Below are 20,225 nucleotides of genomic sequence, written 5' to 3' on the forward strand. Positions count from 1 at the left end.
TAACGTCACCGCTCGGCGCGGCCTCCGTACAGGTCCCGCCGGGCGGTGGTGAAGCGGCGCAGCGCCTCCGGCAGCGGCTCGGTCCCGATGCCCGGGGTGCGCGGCACCGGCAGATGACCGTCCTGAAGGACGAACGGCTCGGTGATGTCCTCGGCGAAGTAGCGGCTGGAGGCGGAGGTGTCCCCGGGGAGGGTGAAGCCCGGCAGGGCCGCCAGGGCCAGGTTCGGGGCCCGGCCGATGCCCGTCTCCAGCATGCCGCCGCACCAGACCGGTACCCCGTGCGCCTGGGCGACGTCGTGGATGCGGCGCGCCTCCAGGTAGCCGCCGACCCGGGCGGGCTTCACGTTGACGACCCGGCAGGCGTCCATGGCGATGGCGGAGGCGGTGTCGCGGGCGCTGTGCAGGGACTCGTCGAGGCAGACGGGGGTGGCGATGCGCTGCTGGAGCCGTGCGTGCGCGTGGAGGTTGTTCTCCTCCAGCGGTTCCTCGATGAGCAGCAGTCCGAACGCGTCGAGCCTGCGCAGATGCTCGGCGTCCGCGAGCGAGTACGCCGTGTTGGCGTCCACCTGGAGCGGCAGCGCGTCCCCGAAGCGCTCGCGCACGGCCCGTACGGGCTCCAGGTCCCAGCCGGGTTCGATCTTCAGCTTGATCCGGACGTACCCCTCGGCGAGGTAGCGCTCGACGTCGTCGAGGAGTGCCGCGACGGAGTCCTTGATGCCGACCGACACCCCGGCGGGCACACGGTCGCGGACGGCTCCGAGACAGGTCGCGAGCGACATGCCGTAGGCGCGCAGCTCGGCGTCGAGGACGGCCGTCTCCAGGGCCGCCTTGGCCAGCTCGTGCCCCTTGATCTTCGCCGTCGCGGGGGCGAGCGCGGCGGCCGTGAGGTGCGGGAGGGCGGCCACGCGCGGCAGCAGGAAGTCGCGGAGCACGATCTCGGCGCCGGCCACGAATTCCGAGCAGTACAGCGGCTCGGGGTCGGCGGCGAACTCCGACCAGCCCTCGGCCGCGTCCGTGACGACGTGGAGGAGGAAGGTGTCCTTCGTCGTCATGGTCCCGAAGGAGGTTCGGAAGGGGGTGACCAGGGGCAGCGCGATGTGGACGACTTCGACGCGTTCGAGTTTCATGCGGCGCCTTCCGTGGCGGGGCGGGTGAGGGTGTACCAGCCGTCGCGGGACATCCCGGTGGCGACGTATCCCTCGGCGAAGGCCTCCGTGAAGACCGCACGGACGGCGTGGCGCCAGCGCAGCGCGAGCGTCGGGTCGGCGGCGCGCAGCTTGACGATGTCGTCCGGGACCCGGCACCAGATGTGCCGGTCGGAGATGTCGCGGCGGGCGAGGAAGGCGTCGTCGGGAGCGAGGTGGGTGGCGGGCGCGGCGTCACGGTCGCCGGTCTCCAGGGGCGTACGGGGCGCGGTCAGATCCCAGGTCACCGTCAGCCGGTCGCTCTCGTCCCCGTCGTTCACCCCGTCCGCCATGGGCCCGTAGAAGTCGACCAGGTACTCCGTGCCAGTGGCCCCCAGCTTGACCAGGTTGAAGCGGGCGTTGCGGCCGACCAGCGGATCGAAGGTCCAGCGCATGGTGCGGGCGCCGCGTTCCAGGGCCCAGGCGCGCTGGGCCTGCTTCACGGCGTACCCGAGCCCGCGATCGGCCGCGGCGACCAGGGAGTACGCGTCCTGCCGCCCCGGCTGTCCGAACACGGCGACGGCGGCTCCGGCCAGCCGTGTCCCGTCGTACGCGGCATGCACCGCGCCCCCGGCGTGCACCAGGCTGTGCAACACCTCCGCCGGATAGGGCGGACAGCTGCGGGGCGTCTGCCAGACGTCGCTGAAGAGGTCGGCCACCGCGGCGATCCCGGCGACGTCGTGAACGGTACGGATGCTCACTTCTTCGGTCATGGAACCGAGTGTCGAAGCTCGTGGCGGCGCCCGCGTTGTGCATCAGGACAACACACGCGTACGTTCCTGAGGGGATCGGCCAACCACATCTCCCCTCGGGAAGGAGCCGCGTGGACGCCTGCACCCTCGGTGACCTGCTGGACGCCGTCGGCGGCCTCTCCGTACGGCTGCAGACCGCGCCCGCCGGGCTCGCCGTGCCCGTCACCGAGGCGCTGCTGTACGACGCCCACGCGCCGCTGCCCCGCGCGCCCGGGGCGCTGCTGCTCGCGGTCGGGGTGCGGGCGTCCGCGGCGGGGCCACTGGCGCGGGCGGCGGCGCAGGCGGGGATGAGCGGGCTGGTCGTACGCGGCCCACACGGCCCGCTCGCGGAGGCGGAGTCGGCGGGTGTGGCCCTGCTGTCCGTGGACGAGGACGCCGCGTGGCACCACGTACATCTGCTGCTGGCCTCCGCGATCGGCGCCCGGCCGGCGGCCGCCGGGAGCGGTCTGGGGGACCTGTTCGCGCTGGCCGACGCGGTGGCCGCGGCCGTCGGTGGCGCCACCGCGATCGAGGACCCGCGGCAGCGGATCCTCGCCTACTCGACGGTTGCGGGGCAGCCGGTCGACGAGGACCGCCGCACGGGCATCCTCGGCCTCCAGGTGCCCGTGAGCCCCGCCAACTCGGAGCAGTACCGGGTGCTGTTCGCGGCCGAGGGCGTGGTCCGGCTGCCCGCGCTGGAGGGCAGCGACAACCTGCCGCGACTCGCCGTCGCCGTGCGGGCGGGCGGCGAGACCCTCGGCTCGCTCTGGGTCGTCGACGACGGTGGCCTCGCGCCGGACGCCGAGGAGGCCCTCGCCCAGGGCGCGTCCACGGCGGCGCTGCTCCTGCTGCGGGCCCGCGCCGCGCAGGAGCTGGCCCGCCACCAGAACGGCGACCTGCTGCGCCGCCTGCTCGACGGCACCGCCGACCCGGCGGGCGCCGCCCACCGCCTGGGCATGGGCCTCGGCCCGGACGGAAACCCGGCGCCCGTGCGTGTGGCCGCCTTCGTCCTGGACTCCAGCGTCTCGGCGGCGGACGTCGAACAGACCGCGCTACGGCTCCTGGATCTCGTACGCCTGCAGTGCGAGGCGCGCTACGGACGGCATGCGGGCGTCCTCGTCGACGGGGTCGTGTACGCGCTGCTGCCGGCGTTCGGGGAGCGTGGCGGAGCCCGTGAGCCGCAGGCGCCCCGGAAGCGAACAAATAGCCACAGCCACAAAGGGCTGGCGGAGGACATCGTGGCGCGGGCCGGGCGGGCGTTGCGGGTGCCCGTGCGGGCCGGGCTGGGGGATGTGGTCGGCGGGCTCGCGGAGGTGCGGGCCTCCCGGGACGACGCCGACCTCGTCCTGCGGGTCCTGGGCCCTGAGTTGCCGGTGGCGACCGTGGAGGAGGTGAGGCCGCGCGTCACCCTGCTGCGGCTTGCCGAAGTCCTGGGCGAGCGGCGGGAGTTGAGCGCGGGCGGGTGGCGGCGGGTCCTCGCGCACGACGCCGGGCACGGCACCGAGTACGCGCGTACCCTCGTCGCCTGGTTGGACGCGGGCTGTGACGTGGCGGGCGCGGCGCGGCTGCTCGCCGTGCACGCCAACACCTGCCGCTACCGCCTCCGGCAGGCCCGGCAGCAGCTCGGCATCGACCTCGACGATCCCGACGAACGGCTGGTGCTGTGGCTCCAGTTGCGGACGCTGGGCGGGCTCGGCAGCCGCCACTGAGCCGCCCTTCAAGCCCGGCCGTCAGTTGACGTCCACGTCCTCGAAGACCTCCAGCATGCGGGTCAGCACCCGTACGCACCTCTCCACGTCCGCGTCGGTGAGGTCGCCGCCCACCCGCTTCAGCAGCGCGCTCTCGCGGGTGATCACCGCGTCGATGGCCGTACGGCCGTCGTCGGTCAGCCGGATCAGCGAGGACCGCTGGTGCGCGGGGTTGGCGACGGCCTCGACCAGGCCGTGGGCCGCCGCCTCATTGACCATCCGCTGCACGAACTGACGGCTGAGCGCCTGCGCGCGCCCCATCTGGGGGACCGTCAGGGGTCCCTGCGCACGCAGGAGATCCAGGACGGCGCGCACGCCGATGGACAGGCCTTCGATCGGCTCGTTCAGCTCCACCTTGCGGCTCACGCGCCGATACAGGGGCCCCAGCACGGCGAACACCTCGTAGAGGCGGGGGGCGAGGTCGTCGGGCGGGAGCGGCCTGGAGTCGTCGGGCTCACTGGGGGCGTCGGGCCTGCTGGTGTGGGTCACGGAAACAGGATGACACCTTGGTTGCCAAGTCGACTCCAACATGACACCTTAGTTGTCATGATTGATGCCGCACAGGTGTTCATGTTCGAGTCCGCCGACGGTCCGCTCGCCTACCGCGACGTCGGTACCGGTCCCCCGCTGGTGCTGCTGCACGGCGGCTTCACCGACCACCGCATGTGGGACGACCTGGTGCCGCTCCTCGCGGCCGGCCACCGGGTGATCGCACCCGACGCCCGCGGCCACGGCCGGTCCGCCAACGCGACGAAGCCCTTCCGCCCCGCCGACGACCTAGCCGCCCTCCTGCGCCACCTCGACACGGGCCCCGTGGTCCTCGTCGGAATGTCGATGGGCGGGGCCACCGCGGTCGACACCACGCTGGAACACCCGGACCTCGTCCGCGCGCTCGTCGTCAGCGGCGCCGGGATCACCGACCCGGAGGACACCGACGCCTGGACCCTGGACATCCAGAACAGCTGGGGCGGCACCCTGGCCGCCGGCGACATCGACGGCTGGGTCGACGTCTTCGCCTCGGTCGTGGCCGGCCCGCATCGCACGCTCGACGAGGTCGACCCGGACGTCGTACGGCGGGTACGGGAAATGGCGCGGGGGACCATTTCCAAGCACACGCCCGACGAACCCGACCGGTCCGTCCCCGTGGCCGACATCCCGGCGCGCGCCAAGAGCATCACGGTTCCCGTCCTGGCCATCAACGGCGCCCTGGACGCGGCCGCTCAGATCGCGATGGCCGACCGCCTCGTCGACGCCGTCGCCGACGGCCGCACCATCACCGTCGAGGGCACCGCCCACTACGCCAACATGGAACAGCCCCGCGTCTTCACCAAGTCCCTGCTGAAGTGGCTCAGCGGCCTGCCCGCCTGAGCCACCCCGCCGGCCGCTCCTCGCACGCACGCAGCTGCGTGCCGAGGACGGCGAACGCGGCCCAGGCGTCCGGCCCCAGGCCGAACAGCAAGCCTTGGACAAGGACCCTGGGCCGCCACGGAGCGTGGGGTCTCAGCGCAGTGCGTCCGCGACCTCTCGCGCCGCGTCCACGACCCTCGGCCCCACCCGTTCCGGCACGGAGTCCGCGAGCATGACGACACCGACGCTGCCCTCGACCCCGGTCACCCCTATCAGGGGAGCGGCGGCCCCGCTCGCGCCCGCCTCCAACTCCCCGTGCGTGAGCGTGTATCCCGGGGCGTCCGCCTGCCCGGGCTGCCGGGCGGTGAGGATCGCGCGGCCCGCGGCGCCCCGGTCCAGCGGATGGCGGAACCCGGCGCGGTAGGCGACGTGATAGTCCGTCCACGTCGGCTCCACGACGGCGACGGCGAGCGCCTCGGTCCCGTCGACGAGCGTGAGATGGGCCGTGGCTCCTATGTCCTCGGCCAGCGCGCGCAGCGCCGGCAGCGCGGCCTCCCGTACCAGCGGATGCACCTGGCGCCCCAGGCGCAGTACCCCGAGGCCGACCCGGGCGCGGCCGCCCAGATCCCGGCGTACGAGCGCGTGCTGTTCCAGCGTGGCGAGCAGGCGGTACACAACGGTCCGGTTGACGCCCAGTTTGTTCGAAAGCTCGGTGACGGTCAGCCCGTGGTCCGTGTCGGCGAGCAGCTTGAGGACACGCAGTCCCCGGTCGAGCGTCTGAGAGGTCTCCGCGGTCACGACGCCCACTCCTTAGTGGTGAGGTCGGCGGCCTTCCCGGCGGTTGCGTCTCCGAGTCCCGTCGGCGACGCGCTTCAGAGGCCGCCGTCGGCTGACGACCCGGGCTCTTCCCGGGCGGAGTCGCTACACGGCTGCGCTCCGCGGCGGCGCTGCCACGGGGCGTGTGCGTAGCGGGACAGTAGCGAGCCGGTTCGCTCAGCGGAAGTCTCCGTCCAGAATCCGGTCATGACCTGGTACGGACTCCTTCCCTTTGCCGATCCTTTGTCCTGATAAGCACGGCGCACACCACGTGTCGCACACGCCCCCCACACACAGCGCACACGCACAAGGACGCGCCCCTGAAAGGGGCGCGGGGCGCTGACATCATGCGGCTCCGCCGCGTGGGCGCGGCCGGCCACAACCGACCCGCAGCCGAAACACAACGAGCACCCCACGAACCGCGACCGCCCAGGCACAGCGCCCAGCGTCACCGCATACGGGTGGCCCACTCCTGCACCTTGGCGATCCGTTGCCGCAGCTGACCCGCCGTCGCCTCCGCGCTCGGCGGCCCCCCGCACACGCGGCGCAGTTCGGTGTGGATCACACCGTGCGGCTTGCCGCTCTGGTGGACGTACGCGCCGACCATGGTGTTGAGCTGCTTGCGCAGCTCCAGCATCTCCTTGTGCGAGACCACGGGCCGCCGCTCGGCGGGCAGTTCGAGGAGGTCGGCCTCCTCGTCGGGCTTCTTGCGGCTGTGCGCGATCTGCCGCGCCTGCCGCTTCTGGAGCAACAGCTGCACCTGGTCGGGTTCGAGCAGCCCCGGAATCCCGAGGTAGTCCTGCTCCTCCTCGCTCCCCGGGTGGGCCTGCATCCCGAACTCGGCGCCGTCGTACAGCACTCGGTCGAAGACGGCCTCGGACTCCAGCGCCTCGAAGGAGAACTGCTCCTGCTCGCCGGTGTCCTCGTCCTGCTCCCGGTTCGCCTCGTCCATCTCCTGCTCGGACTCGGCGTACGGGTCCTCCTCGCCCTCCTTCTTGGGCTTGTCGAGGACGTGGTCGCGCTCGACCTCCATCTCGTTGGCGAAGCCGAGGAGGTCGGGGACGGTCGGGAGGAAGACCGAGGCGGTCTCGCCGCGCCGCCGGGACCGTACGAAACGGCCGACGGCCTGCGCGAAGAAGAGGGGCGTGGAGATGGTGGTGGCGTACACGCCGACGGCGAGCCGCGGCACGTCGACGCCCTCGGACACCATGCGGACGGCGACCATCCACCGGTCCTCGCTGTGGCTGAACTCGTCGATCCTGTTGGACGCGCCGGTGTCGTCGGACAGGACGAGGGTCGCCTTCGTCCCGGTGATCTCACGGATGAGCTTGGCGTACGCGCGCGCGGAGTCCTGGTCGGAGGCGATGACCAGCGCGCCCGCGTCCGGGATGCCCTTCCTGACCTCGGTCAGGCGCTGGTCGGCGGCGCGCAGCACACTGGGCATCCACTCGCCGCGCGGGTCGAGCGCGGTGCGCCAGGCCTGCGAGATGGCGTCCTTGGTCATCGGCTCGCCGAGCCGGGCCGCGATCTCGTCCCCCGCCTTCGTGCGCCACCGCATGTTGCCGCTGTAGGAGAGGAAGATGACGGGCCGCACGACCCCGTCCCCCAGCGCGGATCCGTACCCGTAGGTGTAATCGGCGGAAGAGCGCCGAATCCCGTCGTTCCCCTCTTCATACGTCACAAAGGGGATGGGATTGGTGTCGGACCGGAAGGGCGTACCGGTGAGCGCGAGCCGCCGCGTGGCGGGCTCGAACGCTTCGAGACAGGCCTCGCCCCAGGACTTCGAGTCACCGGCGTGGTGGATCTCGTCGAGGATGACGAGGGTCTTGCGCTGCTCGACGCGATTGCGGTGGAGCATGGGCCGCACACCCACACCCGCGTACGTCACGGCGACGCCCTGGTACTCCTTGCTGAGCGGACCGGCGCTGTACTCGGGATCCAGCTTGATCCCTATCCGCGCGGCGGCCTCCGCCCACTGCTTCTTCAGGTGCTCGGTAGGCGCGACCACGGTCACCTGCTGCACGACGTGGTGGTGCAGCAGCCAGGACGCGAGTGTCAGCGCGAACGTCGTCTTGCCGGCGCCGGGCGTGGCGACGGCCAGGAAGTCGCGGGGCTGCTCCTGGAGGTACTTCTCCAGCGCCCCCTGCTGCCAGGCGCGCAGCTTGCTGGCGGTACCCCAGGGGGCACGGCCGGGGAAGGCGGGTGAGAGGTGGTGTGAGGTGGATGTGCTGGCGGCGGTGGTAGTCACGGTCTCCGTGGTGGGGTCGAGCGGCTCGGCTACGTATGACAACCGGGCCACCCTACCGGCGCCCCGGAGCTGTCAACGCGCGGACGACGCCGGGTCACCCATGGATGGGACCCACCTCACAAACCCCGCAACCGCACACCGATCACCTTGATGTCGCGCTCCATCCCGGCCGCCACGTCGATGACCAGGTAGTACGAGGCCGACCGGTTCACGACGACCGCACTCGACCGGACGGGAGCACCGCTCTCTTTCCGGATCACCGCTCTCGCAATCGCGTCGTCACCCAGGCCCCCACCAACGCCACCCCGGCCATCGGCAGGAACACGGCGGCGAACGCGGTGGGGTGGGAACCGTCGGCCGTCGAGGTGGCCGTCTCCGCGACCTTGCCGCCGCCCAGCGCCGCGAACGCCGCGCCGCCCGCCGCGAGGAGCACGATGTTGGAGAGGCCGTCGGAGATCTGGAGCGCGGCGGAGTGGGAGCCGACCTCCTCGGGCGTCGAGAGGCGCAGCAGCAGCACGCTGGTCGAGGCGATCACCAGTCCCATCCCGAAGCAGCCGAACCCCCAGGCGACAGCGACGGTCCACACGGGCACCGCGGGGATCAGCACGCTGGGCACGGCGGCGACTGCGGCCGCGAGCAGCACCATCCCGAGGAACATCAGCCGGTCCCGGTACGGCTCCGTGCGTGGCCGCGACTGCACATACGACCCCAGCGCCCAGGTCCCGCCGGCCGCCGCGAGCGAGAACCCGGCGAGCGTCGGCGACAACCCGCGCTGGGTGACCAGCATGAGGGGCACGAAGGACTCGGCGGCGATGAAGGAACCGGCCGCCAACCCGCGCAGCAGCACCACGGACGGCAGCCCGCGCGCCGCCCGGTAGGTGCCGCGCGGCAGCAGCCCGAGGACGGCCGGGACGAGCAGCGCGGCGCCCGCGAGGCCAGGGACGAGGGAGAGCGGGTCGAGGTCCTGGGCGGCGTACTGGAGGAGTCCGGAGCCGAGCGAGATCCCGAGCGCCAGCCGGATGCGCCGCCGCTCGAAGGGCACGCGACCGGCGGCCGCCGCGTCCGCCGACCGCCCGGACGGCAGCCGGCGTATCCGCGGCAGCGCGAGCGCCAGCGGAAACACGACCAGCACCGGTATCCCGGTGAACACCCAGCGCCAGCCCAGGTGCTCGGTGACCGTGCCCGCGATCAGCGGTCCGACCACGGACGGAATCACCCAGCTCGCCGCGAACGCCGCCATGATCGCCGGGCGCAGCCGCTCCGGGTAGGCCCGCACCACGACGACGTACAAGGCCACGACGACCAGGCCGCCGCCGAGCCCCTGCACCGCCCTCCCGAGAAGGAACAGCCACATGGTCCCGGCCGTCCCGGACAGCAGCAGTCCCGCCGCGAAGGCCGTGATCCCCGTGGTCAGCGGCGCCAGGGGCCCGTCGCGGTCCGCCCACTGCCCGGCGAACACCATCCCGAACAGGCTCGTCGTGAAATACGCCGAGAACGCGAACGCGTACAACGACACCCCGTCGAGCTCCCGCGCCGCGACGGGCATCGCCGTCCCGACGGCCGTCGCCTCGAAGGCGATCAGCAGCTCCACGAACACGATCCCGATGCTGAGCGCCCGATAGGGACGGCTCAGCACACCCCCCTCCCCCTTGCCCTCGGGCGGGGCGGTCGCGGCATCACGTGCTCCCAGCGCTGTCATGGCCGCCAGCGTAAGGGCCACGACTGACAGTGACTCCTGTCCAAAGACCGTGATCACCTGGGTCTTTGGTCGTACGCCGCCGGTCCGGGAACCGGCGTTCATGAACGGCGTATGGCAGTCCCGTTGCAGCGCTCCCGCATCTCTTGAGCCCACCCTCCGCCCCGCCTACGTTCAACCCATCAGGTTCGGAACGAGTGAGCCGTGCCGCACCTGAGAACGGCCGTGTGCCCGAGTGGTTCAGGGGCTCGCCTGCAAAGCGAGTTACGCGGGTTCAATTCCCGCCACGGCCTCCTGATGAGGTGGATCGGCCGTCCCCGTGACCGGGGGCGGCCGATCCGCGTATGTGGGCGGTGTCGCCGTCCGGCGGCTAGCCGTGGAGGGTGCCGCCCGCCTCGTCCTCGAATATCTCCGGCCAGTAGCGCCAGCCGTCGTCGCCCTCCAGCGTGGGGGTGGGGTCGCAGGCGATCGGGTCGACCGTGGCGAGGGTCTGGGCCATGGTGGCGGCCAGTTGTTCGTAGGAGTCGGTGAGGTCGTGGGTCGCGTCGAGGGCCTTCTCGCGGTGGAGCAGCCAGAGGGTGAAGGCGAGGGTGGAGATGTCGGCGTTGAGGGGGCGCAGGGTGATGTCCGGCTCGCTCCAGGCGAGGACCGCGCCCGTGGTGCCGTCCACCACGAGGCTGGTGTCCTCGATGAGGTAGCCGAGGCGTATCAGGCGGTCGGCCGTCGGAGGGAGTTCGTCGCCGGAGAAGTCGTCGGGGCGCTGGTCCGCGTAGTAGTCGGCGAGGGCCGGCAGGGGCACTTCCGTGTCCAGCTGGAAGAGGAGGCCGTCCTCGGGCAGGCCGGTCTCGCGCAGGAAGCGACGGGTCGGCTCGTGCACGAGCGCGGGCGGGAAGTCGACGTCCTCGAAGCGCATGATCGCGCCCGCGCCGAACTCCTCGTCCAGCAGCCGCTTGGGCAGGTCGAGGACGAGGCCCTCGCCGGGGCCGGCGATCCGGGCGAGGGGGCGGATCAGGGCGGCCATCCGCCAGTACGGCGCCACCTCGCCGCCCGCGCCCGCCTCGAAGACCGCGGCGAGGGACTCGGAGGCCTCCGTGACCGCCTTCGGGCCGAACCGGCCCTCGTGGGCGGCGAACCGTCCGCGGGACGCCGTCAGTTCCTCCGTCGCCGCCGAGAAGCGCACCAGGGCTTCCAGGGAGGGGGCCAGGGGCGCGAGGTCCATCAGAGCCGGGTTGGAGCAGAAGTACGTCGTGGCGACCTTCCCCGTCGCCCCGTCCAGGACGATCGACTCCAGGTCCCGGTCGAAGGTCCGCAGTGCTCCGACGACCAGCTGGTCCTGGAGCTCCGTGGCGAGTTTGTCGGCGTCACCGGCCAGGTCGGCGACCCTGCGCAGCCCGTGCTCCCGCAGGGCGCCGAAGCTCAGCAGCGTGCCCTCGGCCGGCAGCCCGGGCCCCGTCAGCCACTGCCGTGTGTCCGTGTGCGTGATGTATGGATCCAGCTCGTCCTCGGTCAGCGTGATCGCGCCGACGACATCGGTGTCAGTCGTGCTCATGGCTCCCCCGCGCATGTGAACGCATATGTGCTTCCCGCGGGGAACTCGCCGCCGCCCAGCGGCACTTCCCCACTGACCGAGAACCATACGCCGCCCCACTGACAACGCCGGAAACCCGCAGGCACGCAGGGCGTACGGCCCGGAAACACGCGGGTTCAAGCCATCGGGGGCACCCGGTCGTGGCCGACACCGACGATCAGCCGCGGCCACCGCCCGGCTCAGGTGAGGTACAGGCCGCCCAGGACGACCACCACGGCCGCGACGACGAACAGCAGGAGCCACAGCGCCAGCTTCCCGACGCTCGGCGGGGGCTCGTAGCGCGGCTGCTCGGGGTCGCGGGTCGTCGGCTCGGGGGTGGTCATGACGTGGTCACCACGGCGGCTTGCGGACGGATCGGGAGGCGGTTGACGGGGCGGCCCGTCGCCGCCCGTACGGCGGACGCGACGGCCGCCGGGGATGTCACGACCGGCACCGCGCTGGCCGCCTTCGCGCCGAAGGGGGCGACGACGTCGCGCTCCTCGACGAGCTTGACGATGCGGATGTCGGGGGCGTCCAGGGAGGTCGGGAGGGCGTAACCGGTGAGGTCGGGGTGGCGGACCAGACCGCGCGCGGTGCGGAGGTTCTCCGTGAGCGCGGCACCGACGCCCTGGGTGACGCCCGCCTCGATGCGGGCCGTGAGCTGGGCGGGGTTGAGGATCCGGCCGACGTCCTGGGCGAGTGCGAGCTCCACCACCCGCACCGAGCCCAGTTCGATGTCCACGTCCACCACCGCGCGGATCGCGCAGAAGGCCAGGCCCACGAAGGCGTCGCCCTGGCCCGCCTCGTCCAGCGGCTCGGTCGGGTGCGGGCGGCACTGCGCGGTGGCCCACAGCTCCTTGCCGTCCATCGCCTCCGTGACGGTCGTCGAGAGCACACCGTCGTACGAGGTGATCTTGCCGTCGGTGATCTGGAGGAGCTCCGTGGACATGCCGAACTTGTGGGCCAGGGGCTGCAGGAGCTGCGTACGGACCATCTTCGCGGCGCGTTCGACCGCTCCGCCCGACACCCAGGTGTGGCGGCCCCGGCAGCTGGGGCCCGCGGGCGGCTGGTCGGTGTCGACCGGTGCCACGTGCACCTCGTCGATGCCGAGGGTCTCCTGCACGATCTGGCGGGCCAGGGTGGTGAAGCCCTGGCCGGTCTCGACGGCCGCGCACAGGACGGTGGCGACACCGTCGTGGACCTTGACCGTGGCCGTGGAGACCTCGTCCGCGCCCTCCGAGCCGAGCATGTGAACCATGCCGAGGCCGTAGCCGACCCCGCGGCGTACGGCGCCGGGTTCGCCCGCGCCCTCGGGGCCGCCCGGGAGCAGCCACTCGTCCTCGGGGGTGTCCTTGGGGAGCGCGGGCAGGGGGTAGTCGCGTACGGCCTGGAGCAGCTCGGCGACCGGGGCCGGGCAGGTCACCGTCTGGCCCGTCGGAAGCACGTCCCCGGTGGCCATCGCGTTCTGCAGGCGCAGTTCGGCGGGGTCGAGGGCGAGCTTCTTGGCGAGCTTGTCCATCTGCGCCTCGTAGGCGGCGCAGACCTGCATGGCGCCCTCGCCGCGCACATGGCCGGAGGGCGGGTTGTTGGTGCGCACGGCCCAGCCCTCGATGAAGGCGTTCGGGACGACGTAGGGACCGCAGGCGAAGGAGACCGCGGCGGCCAGCGACTCGGCGGACGTGTCGGCGTAGGCGCCCGCGTCGAGCAGGATCTGCGCCTCGACCTTCACCAACCTGCCCTCGGCGTCCGCGTGGTGGCGGTAGCGCAGGAGGGTGGGGTGCCGGTGGGCGTGGCCGAGGAAGGACTCCTCGCGAGTCGCGGTGATCTTCACCGGGCAGCCGGTCCGCAGGGCCAGCAGGCCGAGCGGGAGCTGGAAGCCCTGGTCCTCGCGGTCGGCGGTGGCGCCGGGCACTCCGGTGACGACGACCTTCACCCGCTCGGGCTCCAGGCCGTAGCAGGCGGCAGCGGTGTCACGGTCGGTGTGCGGGTCGGTGGAGGCGACGTAGAGCTCGACGCCGCCGTCCGGGCGGGGCACGGCGAGTCCGGCCTCGGCACCGATCGGGGCCGGGTCCTGGCGGCCGATGCGGTACAGGCCCTCGACGACGACCTCGCCGACCGCGTCCGGGTCGCCGTGGCGCAGCGGGATGTGCCGGATCAGGTTGCCGTCGGGGTGCAGGGGTTCGGCCTCGAACGCCTGCTCCGGGTCGGTCACCGGGTCGAGTACTTCGTACTCGACGATGACGGCCGCGGCGGCCATCCGCGCGGTGTCCGGGTGATCGGCGGCGACGGCCGCGATGGGCTCGCCGTGGTGGCGTACGACCTCGGAGGCGAAGACCGGGCGGTCCGCGCGACCGCGGCCGTGCAGGGCGGCGCCGGGCACGTCCTCGTGGGTGATGACCGCCCGTACGCCGGGCATCTCGCGCGCGTGGCTGGTGTCGATGGACAGAATGCGCGCGTGCGGGTGCGGCGAGCGCAGCACGGCCGCCCACAGCAGGCCCTCGGCCCACAGGTCGGCCGCGTACGGGAAGGTGCCCTCCGTCTTGGCGCGGGCCTCCGCGGCGGGCAGCGACACGCCGAGCCCGTGCGGCAGCGGCTCGGGGCCGGTGTCGGGTACCGCGGAAGTCGTGGTCGCGGTCTCGTTGCTCACGCCTGGCCTCCGTCCTGGCCGTACGGCTGCTCATGCGGCGCCTGGGAGTCGTATGGAGAAGGGTCCTCGAACGCCGAGGGGTTGACACCGCCCGCGCCGGGCCCCGCCTGGTGCGGGATGCGCGGCTCGCCCGCGTCCGGTGTGGCCTCGGCGGCGGCCGCGCTGTGCGCCTGGCGTTCGCCGACGACCTCGCGCACGGCGTCCAGGACCCCGCGGTAGCCGGAGCAGCGGCACAGGTTGCCGCACAGCGCCTGGCGGGTCTCGAGTTCGGTGGGGGCCGGGTTGCCCTCGAGGAGGTCGTGCACGGTCATGGCCATGCCCGGGACGCAGAAACCGCACTGCACCGCGCCGCACTTGGCGAGGGCGCGCTGCACGTCCGAGGGCTGTCCGTCGGCGGCGAGGCCTTCGACCGTACGCACCTCACTGCTCGCGGCGGTGACGGCGGGCACCAGGCAGGACGCCACGAGCCGCCCGTCCACCTGCACGTTGCAGGCTCCGCACTCGCCCTGCGAGCAGCCGTCCTTGGCGCCCGCGAGGCCGAGGCGCTCGCGCAGGACGTAGAGCAGCGACTCGCCGATCCAGGCGTCGGTCACGGGGCGGTCGGCGCCGTTGACGCGCAGGACGTAGGACGCCAGGGGGTGTTCGTCGTGCGGGGGCGGCGCAGAGGTCTCCGGATCGCTCGCCTCCGCACCGGGGGCGTCCGGCGCCGGGGTCTCGGGGTGCTCCGAAGGGTGCTCGGGAAGATGCTCCGAAAGGTACTCCGAGGAGTCCTCCGGGACCGCTGCCCGAGCAGTCCGCATGGCCGGGTCGGAGTCCGGTCCGGCGCCGTCCGGGGTCCCGTACGCCTCGGCCGTCGCGGGCGTGGGCCCGGCGACCGGCTCAGGAGCCTCGTGAGCGGCCTGCGCGGCCGCCTGGGCGGCCTCGGCGGCCGATTCCGCATGCGTGTGCCGCGCGGGCTCCACGGGGCCCTCAGGGGCCCCCGGGGCCTCGGGGGTCGCCGCGCGCGGCGCGGCGGACCACGGCTCGCCGATCTCCGAGGTCGCCCAGGGCGCCGCCGCGCCGCCCGGGAGCGTGGCGGGCGGCGTGCCGCCCCACTGCTCGACCAGGGCCGACGTGGTGAACTCGCCCGATTCGTCCGGAAGATCCCCCCCGGCGACCGGGATCGACCACTGTCCGGTGACGTCGTGTCCGGGCGCGTCGGCCGGGTGGTGGCCGGAGGAGGCGCCCTCCCGGGTGGCCTCCCCGAAGTCCCACTGCCCGGTGGCGCCGGGGTGGTACGAGAACCCGTCGTGCGCGGCCTGCTGATGCCCGGACTCCTGGCGCCCGGACTCGTGGCGTACGGCTTCCTGATGCGCGGCGTTGGGGTCCGGCCACTGGACGGCCTCGGCCGGCGTGGCCCAGGTGCCCGTCGCCCCGGGGTCGGCCGCCGGGGGCGCCGTGGTGATCCGGGGGGGCACATAGCCGTGGCCGGGCGCCGCGAGAGGCGTCTCACGTTCCGCCAAAAGGGCGTCGATTCCGCCCTCGGGGAGCTTGACGAAGGCGGTGGCGCCGTCGTCGTAGTCCCCCTGCGGGAGGGGGTCCCACCTGCCGCTGGTCCGCGGAGTGCTCTCTCCGTGCTGGTCGTCGGTCACGACAGTGCCCTCCCCAGTGCTCGTCGGGCCAGCGCGGCGACGGTGCGCCGCAGGTGCAGTACGGCGGGCGGAAGCTGTTGCACGGAGCCGTCCTCGGCCGGGACGGGATCGGGAATGCAGGCCGCGGCGACGTACTCCCCGAAGGCGTTGAGCGCCTCCGGCACGATCGCCCGGTTGTTGTCCCAGTCGATCAGCCGGGCGACCCAAGCCTCCGCGTCCAGGGGCCGCAGCGGCATCGGCGCTATGGCGCCCACGGCGCACCGCACGCCGCGCCGCGCCGGGTCCAGGACGAGCGCCACGGACGCGATGGCGCGCCCGGGTCCGGTGCGTCCGGTCGCCTTCAGGAAGACCTGCGGCGCGTGCAGCAACGGCACACGCACGTAGCCGATGAGTTCGCCGCCGCGGAGCATCTCCATGCCCGCGAGCAGGTGCGACACCGGGATCTCACGGCGGGCTCCGCCCTGGCCCGCGATGATCAGCGTGGCTTCCAGGGCGGCCAGCACGGGCAGCGCGTCCCCCGTGGGAGCCGCCGAGGCGATGTTGCCGCCCAGGGTGCCCGCGTTGCGGATCTGCGGCGGTCCCGCGGCGCGCGCGGCGGCGGCGAGCGCCGGGATGAGGGCCGCGAAGTCGGGGCGCCCCATGCGGGCGTGGGTGAGGCCGGCGCCGAGCAGCGCGTGGCCGTCCTGGTACTGCCAGCCGCGGATCTCGCTGATCCGGCCGAGGCCGACGAGCGCGGCGGGCCGCAGCTGTCCGGAGTTGACGGCGGCCATGAGGTCGGTGCCGCCGGCCACGGGGACGGCGGCGGGCATGGCGGCCAGCGCCGCCACTGCCTCGTCCAGCGAGGCGGGCAGCGTCACGGCCTGCGCCGCCTGCGGTGCGTGCGTGGTCAAACCGGCTGCCCCTTCCCGCTGCCCCACCTGGTCCCACCTGTGTTGCGCGTACGGTACGTGCTGACAGGGCGGACGTGGCAACTCTGGCACATCTTCCCCGGCCCTCGACGCGGGGGTCCGCTAGGAGGCATTCGCCCCCTCACCAGGGAGATGGTCCGTTTTCCTACGGCATCGCCGGTCAGTACGAATTGCCACTCTTCGGTGGCGCTTGGGCGCCTTTTGCCTTGTGGGGCCACTGCGTCGAGGCGAACGGGCCGGGACACGCCGGTCGGGGGTCACCTCACACGTTTGGGGGCGCCCCCTCGATCGGACGTCCGAGCACACCTGGGCGTCGCTGCCACGGAAGGGGGCCCGTGGGCGGGCGGTAGGCCACGCCCAGGGCGTCAAGTCGCCCGTAGTGGGCGGCCATCCGCCGCTCGAAGTCGGCGAAGTCCCGCTCGGCGGGGGCGGGCAGGGCGCTCCAGGCGACCTCGGCGAAGGCCGCCAGCCGGGGGAAGGCCTGGTAGTCCACGCGCGCAGGGTCCTCCATCACCTCGGTCCACACGTTCGCCTGAGTGCCCAGCACATGCCGCGCCTCCGCCTCGGTGAGCTCGGGTGGAACGGGTTCGAAGCGGTAGACGTCCTCCAGGGTGCGGACATATCCGATCGGCACCGGCTCGTCCGGGCCCGGGGCCTGACGGTGGTCCAAGTAGACCTGCTGCTCGGGGCACATGACCACGTCGTGGCCGGCGCGGGCGGCCGTGACACCGCCCCGGTAGCCGCGCCACGAGGACACCGCCGCCCCCTCGGCCAGCCCGCCCTCCAGGATCTCGTCCCAGCCGATCAGCCGACGCCCGCGTGCGGAGAGCCAGTTGTCGAAGTGCCGGACGAACCAGGACTGCAACTCGTCCTCGTCCGCGAGCCCCAGTTCCCTGATGCGCGCCTGCGCGGTCGGCGACTGCTTCCACTGGTCCTTGGCGCACTCGTCGCCGCCGATGTGCACAAACCCCGAGAACGGTCCGGCGTCCGCCGGGAAGAGCTCCAGGAGTTCCTCGAACACCCCCTCGTAGAAGCGCAGGGTGTTGTCAGTGGGGGCGAGTACGTTTTTGGAGATGCCCCAGGTGTCCCAGACGGTCAGGGAGGTCGTGTCGATGACGTCGGTGTTGCCCAGTTCCGGATACGCGGCGATGGCAGCCTGCGAGTGCCCGGGGATGTCTATCTCGGGGACGACACTGATATGCCGCTCGGCCGCGTACGCGACGATCTCGCGGATGTCGTCCTGCGTGTAGAAGCCCCCGTGCGGCTTCTCCTCCCACAGGGGCGAGGCACGATGGCCGAATTTCGTGCGCGCCCGCCAGGACCCGACCTCCGTCAGCTTCGGATACCGGTTGATCTGGACACGCCAGCCTTGGTCGTCGGTGAGGTGGAAGTGGAAGACATTGAGTTTGTGGGCGGCCATGAGGTCGAGGTGACGCAGGACGCCGTCCTTGGGCATGAAGTGCCGGGAGACGTCCAGCATGAGACCGCGCCAGGGGAATCGGGGGGCGTCCTCGATGATCTGGTGCGCGATTGCGTACGTCTTCCCCGGCCGGACGGGGGCGCGGCGGAAGGCATCGGGGCCAAGGAGTTGACGCAGCGTCTGCGCGCCCCAGGACACCCCGGCCGCGCCACCGCCCCGGATCTCGATGCCCCGGTCGACGACGACGCTGAGTTTGTACGCCTCCGGTTCCAGGGTGTCGTCGAGGAGCAGTCGTACGGCGTTGCGGGCGTCCTGCGGTCCTGGTCGCAACGGCAGGCCGAGCGCGGCGCCGAGCGTGGCGCGCAGCCGGCGCTCCGTGGCGTCCGTGCCGGGAGCGGCCCACAGGGTGGTCTCCGCGTCGAGTTCGACCCCGCAGCGCATGGGGCCCTCGACGGCGCGGGGCGCCGGAATCACATCGTTCACGTCAGTCCTTCACCGCTCCGCCGAGGCCGGAGACCAGGCGTCGCTGTACGAGTACGAAGAAGATGAGCACGGGAATCGTCATCACCGTGGACGCCGCCATCACGCCGCCCCAGTCCGGCTCGTCGGGCTTGTAGAAGACGAGGAGGGCCATCGGCAAGGTCGACTGCGAGGTGTCGCTGATGATGAAGGACTTGGCGAACAGGAAGTCGTTCCAGGCCGAGATGAAGGAAAAGACGCTCGTGGCCACCAGCCCCGGGAAGACGAGCGGGAAAAGGATCTGCCAGAGGAATCGCGTACGGCTCGCCCCGTCGATGTACGCGGCCTCCTCCAGCGCCTCGGGAACCGCCTTCACAAAACCTCTCAGCATCCAGATCGCGAACGGCAGCGAGAAGGCGATGTGCGGCAGGATCAGCGAGCCCAGCGTGTTCAGCTGGCCGAAGTCCCGCATCAGGAAGAAGAGGGGGATCGTCAGCGCCTCGACGGGCACCATCTGCGCGACCAGGAACATGATCAACAGGGTGGTCCGGAAACGGAAGCGGAATCGGGTGACCGCCGTCGCCGCGAGAAACGCGATCAGCGCCGAGACGACGACCACGGACCCCGCCACGACAAGGCTGTTGACGAAGTAGCGGCCGAATTCCTGCTGCCCGAAGACGCGCCGGAAGGAATCCAGGGAGGGCGAAAGCGTCCACGGCCGGGGCTCGGTGGACTCGATCTCCCCGGCCGGTTTGAAGGCGCCGAGCACCATCCAGTAGAGGGGGAAGGCGACGACCACCGCGATCAGCAGCGCGGACGCCTCGGCGGCGAGCCGCCAGGGGCGCCGGGGACGCCGTACGAAGCCGGGTATCAGGCTCACAGTTCCTCCCCCTGCCCGCGCAACAGCCGCAGGTACACCAGCGTGACCGCCAGCAGGATCACCAGCATGACCACGCCGATCGCCGAGCCGAGGCCGTACTGCGAGGAGGCGAAGGCCTTCTGGTAGGCGTACACGTTCAGCACGAGGTTCTGGCCTGCGATGCCGCCGCCGTTCGTCATCACGTAGATCTGTGTGAAGACCTTGAAGTCCCAGATGACCGACTGGATGGTGACGACCACCAGGATCGGGCGGAGCAGCGGGGCGAGCACCGAGCGCCAGATCCGCCACTGCGAGGCGCCGTCCAGGGCGGCCGCCTCCAGCACTTCGGACGGTACGGCGCGGATCCCCGCGTAGACCGTCACCATCACGAACGGGAAGGAGCACCAGACCACTTCGAGCAGGACGAGCGCGAAGGCGCTGCAGCGCCCGTACGTCCAGGAGTGGTCGCCGATTCCGAGGACCCGGTTGACGGGCCCGAAGTCGGGGTCGAACAGGAACAGCCAGACCGTGGACCCGGTGACCGCCGGGGTCGCCCACGCGCCGAGCGCGGCCAGCATCAGGACGAGCCTCGGCAGGGCCCGTACGCGGGTGAGGAGCACGGCGAGGGCGCAGCCGACGGCCAGGGTGGAGAGCACGCAGGCCGCCGCGAACACCAGCGTGGCGATCAGGACCTGCCAGAACTGGTCGTCGGCGAAGAGGGTGGTGTAGTTGCCGAACCCTTCGAAGGCGGTCGGTTCGCCGCCGCTGACCTGTGCCTGGGTGTACTTCAGGAGCGAGATCAGGCCGAGCTGGTAGATGGGGTAGACGAGCAGGGCACCGAGGACGACGAGGGCGGGGGCGAGGTAGAGCCAGGGGGTCCAGCGGGCGCGCCGGCGGCCGGGGAGGGTGGCCACGGCCTTCGCGACCGTGACCGGTTGGGCGACGGCCTCTTGCGTGGTCATCC

General features: G+C 72.3%; 16 protein-coding genes and 1 tRNA gene. 3 read left to right on the forward strand and 14 right to left on the reverse strand.

Going from position 1 to position 20,225, the window contains the following annotated elements:
* Positions 1-5 precede the first annotated feature (5 nt).
* Together menC and ACZ7M3_RS23215 are read right to left on the reverse strand one after the other, a co-directional pair.
* The gene (menC, locus tag ACZ7M3_RS23210; protein ID WP_472065528.1) at positions 6-1,127 is read right to left on the reverse strand and encodes an o-succinylbenzoate synthase; all 1,122 of its coding nucleotides are present in this window, start codon (positions 1,125-1,127) and stop codon (positions 6-8) included.
* Complete coding sequence (locus ACZ7M3_RS23215; protein WP_472065529.1) at positions 1,124-1,897, reverse strand: chorismate synthase; 774 nt, start codon at positions 1,895-1,897, stop codon at positions 1,124-1,126. Before ACZ7M3_RS23215 ends, menC begins: the two co-directional genes overlap by 4 nt.
* A 110-nt stretch (positions 1,898-2,007) precedes the next feature.
* Between ACZ7M3_RS23215 and ACZ7M3_RS23220 the strand changes: the two genes are divergently transcribed.
* Complete coding sequence (locus tag ACZ7M3_RS23220; protein WP_472065530.1) at positions 2,008-3,624, forward strand: PucR family transcriptional regulator; 1,617 nt, start codon at positions 2,008-2,010, stop codon at positions 3,622-3,624.
* A gap of 21 nt (positions 3,625-3,645) precedes the next feature.
* Here ACZ7M3_RS23220 and ACZ7M3_RS23225 read toward each other — a convergent pair whose 3' ends face one another.
* Entirely contained in the window at positions 3,646-4,152 is a 507-nt protein-coding gene (locus tag ACZ7M3_RS23225) for a MarR family winged helix-turn-helix transcriptional regulator (RefSeq protein WP_351315609.1), read from the reverse strand.
* 57 nt (positions 4,153-4,209) lie between these two features.
* Here ACZ7M3_RS23225 and ACZ7M3_RS23230 point away from each other — a divergent pair, with 57 nt between their 5' ends.
* Positions 4,210-5,031 carry an alpha/beta fold hydrolase gene (locus ACZ7M3_RS23230; protein WP_472065531.1) on the forward strand — a complete coding sequence of 274 codons (822 nt, stop codon included), beginning with the start codon at positions 4,210-4,212 and terminating at the stop codon, positions 5,029-5,031.
* 132 nt (positions 5,032-5,163) lie between these two features.
* Here ACZ7M3_RS23230 and ACZ7M3_RS23235 read toward each other — a convergent pair whose 3' ends face one another.
* From ACZ7M3_RS23235 to ACZ7M3_RS23245, 3 genes are all read right to left on the reverse strand, one after another.
* A complete protein-coding gene (locus tag ACZ7M3_RS23235) occupies positions 5,164-5,808 on the reverse strand; it encodes an IclR family transcriptional regulator (protein WP_099941625.1) in 645 nt (214 codons plus the stop codon).
* A gap of 466 nt (positions 5,809-6,274) precedes the next feature.
* Positions 6,275-8,074: a DEAD/DEAH box helicase gene (locus tag ACZ7M3_RS23240; protein ID WP_472065604.1), complete on the reverse strand. Its 1,800-nt coding sequence runs from the start codon at positions 8,072-8,074 to the stop codon at positions 6,275-6,277.
* A gap of 256 nt (positions 8,075-8,330) precedes the next feature.
* The gene (locus ACZ7M3_RS23245; RefSeq protein WP_472065532.1) at positions 8,331-9,773 is read right to left on the reverse strand and encodes an MFS transporter; all 1,443 of its coding nucleotides are present in this window, start codon (positions 9,771-9,773) and stop codon (positions 8,331-8,333) included.
* Between the two features lie 218 nt (positions 9,774-9,991).
* Here ACZ7M3_RS23245 and ACZ7M3_RS23250 point away from each other — a divergent pair.
* Positions 9,992-10,063 (forward strand) — tRNA-Cys (locus tag ACZ7M3_RS23250).
* Positions 10,064-10,140: 77 nt separating this feature from the next.
* On the opposite strand, the gene ACZ7M3_RS23255 is transcribed toward ACZ7M3_RS23250, so the two are convergent.
* The 8 genes from ACZ7M3_RS23255 to ACZ7M3_RS23290 form a co-directional block, all read right to left on the reverse strand.
* Positions 10,141-11,319 carry an SUKH-4 family immunity protein gene (locus tag ACZ7M3_RS23255; protein ID WP_472065533.1) on the reverse strand — a complete coding sequence of 393 codons (1,179 nt, stop codon included), beginning with the start codon at positions 11,317-11,319 and terminating at the stop codon, positions 10,141-10,143.
* A gap of 218 nt (positions 11,320-11,537) precedes the next feature.
* Positions 11,538-11,681 (reverse strand): hypothetical protein, encoded by a 144-nt coding sequence (locus ACZ7M3_RS23260; RefSeq protein WP_472065534.1) that lies wholly within the window; start codon positions 11,679-11,681, stop codon positions 11,538-11,540.
* Entirely contained in the window at positions 11,678-13,984 is a 2,307-nt protein-coding gene (locus ACZ7M3_RS23265) for a xanthine dehydrogenase family protein molybdopterin-binding subunit (RefSeq protein ID WP_472065535.1), read from the reverse strand. The genes ACZ7M3_RS23260 and ACZ7M3_RS23265 overlap by 4 nt, the downstream gene beginning before the upstream one ends.
* Positions 13,981-15,615, reverse strand: a complete 1,635-nt coding sequence (locus ACZ7M3_RS23270; protein ID WP_472065536.1) for a (2Fe-2S)-binding protein — start codon at positions 15,613-15,615, stop codon at positions 13,981-13,983. The genes ACZ7M3_RS23265 and ACZ7M3_RS23270 overlap by 4 nt, the downstream gene beginning before the upstream one ends.
* A complete protein-coding gene (locus ACZ7M3_RS23275; protein WP_067379849.1) occupies positions 15,612-16,505 on the reverse strand; it encodes an FAD binding domain-containing protein in 894 nt (297 codons plus the stop codon). Before ACZ7M3_RS23275 ends, ACZ7M3_RS23270 begins: the two co-directional genes overlap by 4 nt.
* A 280-nt stretch (positions 16,506-16,785) precedes the next feature.
* Entirely contained in the window at positions 16,786-18,426 is a 1,641-nt protein-coding gene (locus tag ACZ7M3_RS23280) for a beta-N-acetylhexosaminidase (RefSeq protein ID WP_472065537.1), read from the reverse strand.
* Between the two features lies 1 nt (position 18,427).
* Positions 18,428-19,276 carry a carbohydrate ABC transporter permease gene (locus ACZ7M3_RS23285; protein WP_373559073.1) on the reverse strand — a complete coding sequence of 283 codons (849 nt, stop codon included), beginning with the start codon at positions 19,274-19,276 and terminating at the stop codon, positions 18,428-18,430.
* A gap of 2 nt (positions 19,277-19,278) precedes the next feature.
* Positions 19,279-20,223, reverse strand: a complete 945-nt coding sequence (locus tag ACZ7M3_RS23290) for a carbohydrate ABC transporter permease (RefSeq protein WP_472065538.1) — start codon at positions 20,221-20,223, stop codon at positions 19,279-19,281.
* Positions 20,224-20,225 lie beyond the last annotated feature (2 nt).

The organism is Streptomyces sp. NPDC111656 (assembly GCF_055656965.1).

Coding starts and splice junctions, on each gene's coding strand:
- menC (WP_472065528.1), bottom strand. CDS start 1,127: ATGAAACTCGAACGCGTCGAAGTCGTCCACATCGCGCTGCCCCTGGTC.
- ACZ7M3_RS23215 (WP_472065529.1), bottom strand. CDS start 1,897: ATGACCGAAGAAGTGAGCATCCGTACCGTTCACGACGTCGCCGGGATC.
- ACZ7M3_RS23230 (WP_472065531.1), top strand. CDS start 4,210: ATGATTGATGCCGCACAGGTGTTCATGTTCGAGTCCGCCGACGGTCCG.
- ACZ7M3_RS23245 (WP_472065532.1), bottom strand. CDS start 9,773: ATGACAGCGCTGGGAGCACGTGATGCCGCGACCGCCCCGCCCGAGGGC.
- ACZ7M3_RS23255 (WP_472065533.1), bottom strand. CDS start 11,319: ATGAGCACGACTGACACCGATGTCGTCGGCGCGATCACGCTGACCGAG.
- ACZ7M3_RS23260 (WP_472065534.1), bottom strand. CDS start 11,681: ATGACCACCCCCGAGCCGACGACCCGCGACCCCGAGCAGCCGCGCTAC.
- ACZ7M3_RS23290 (WP_472065538.1), bottom strand. CDS start 20,223: ATGACCACGCAAGAGGCCGTCGCCCAACCGGTCACGGTCGCGAAGGCC.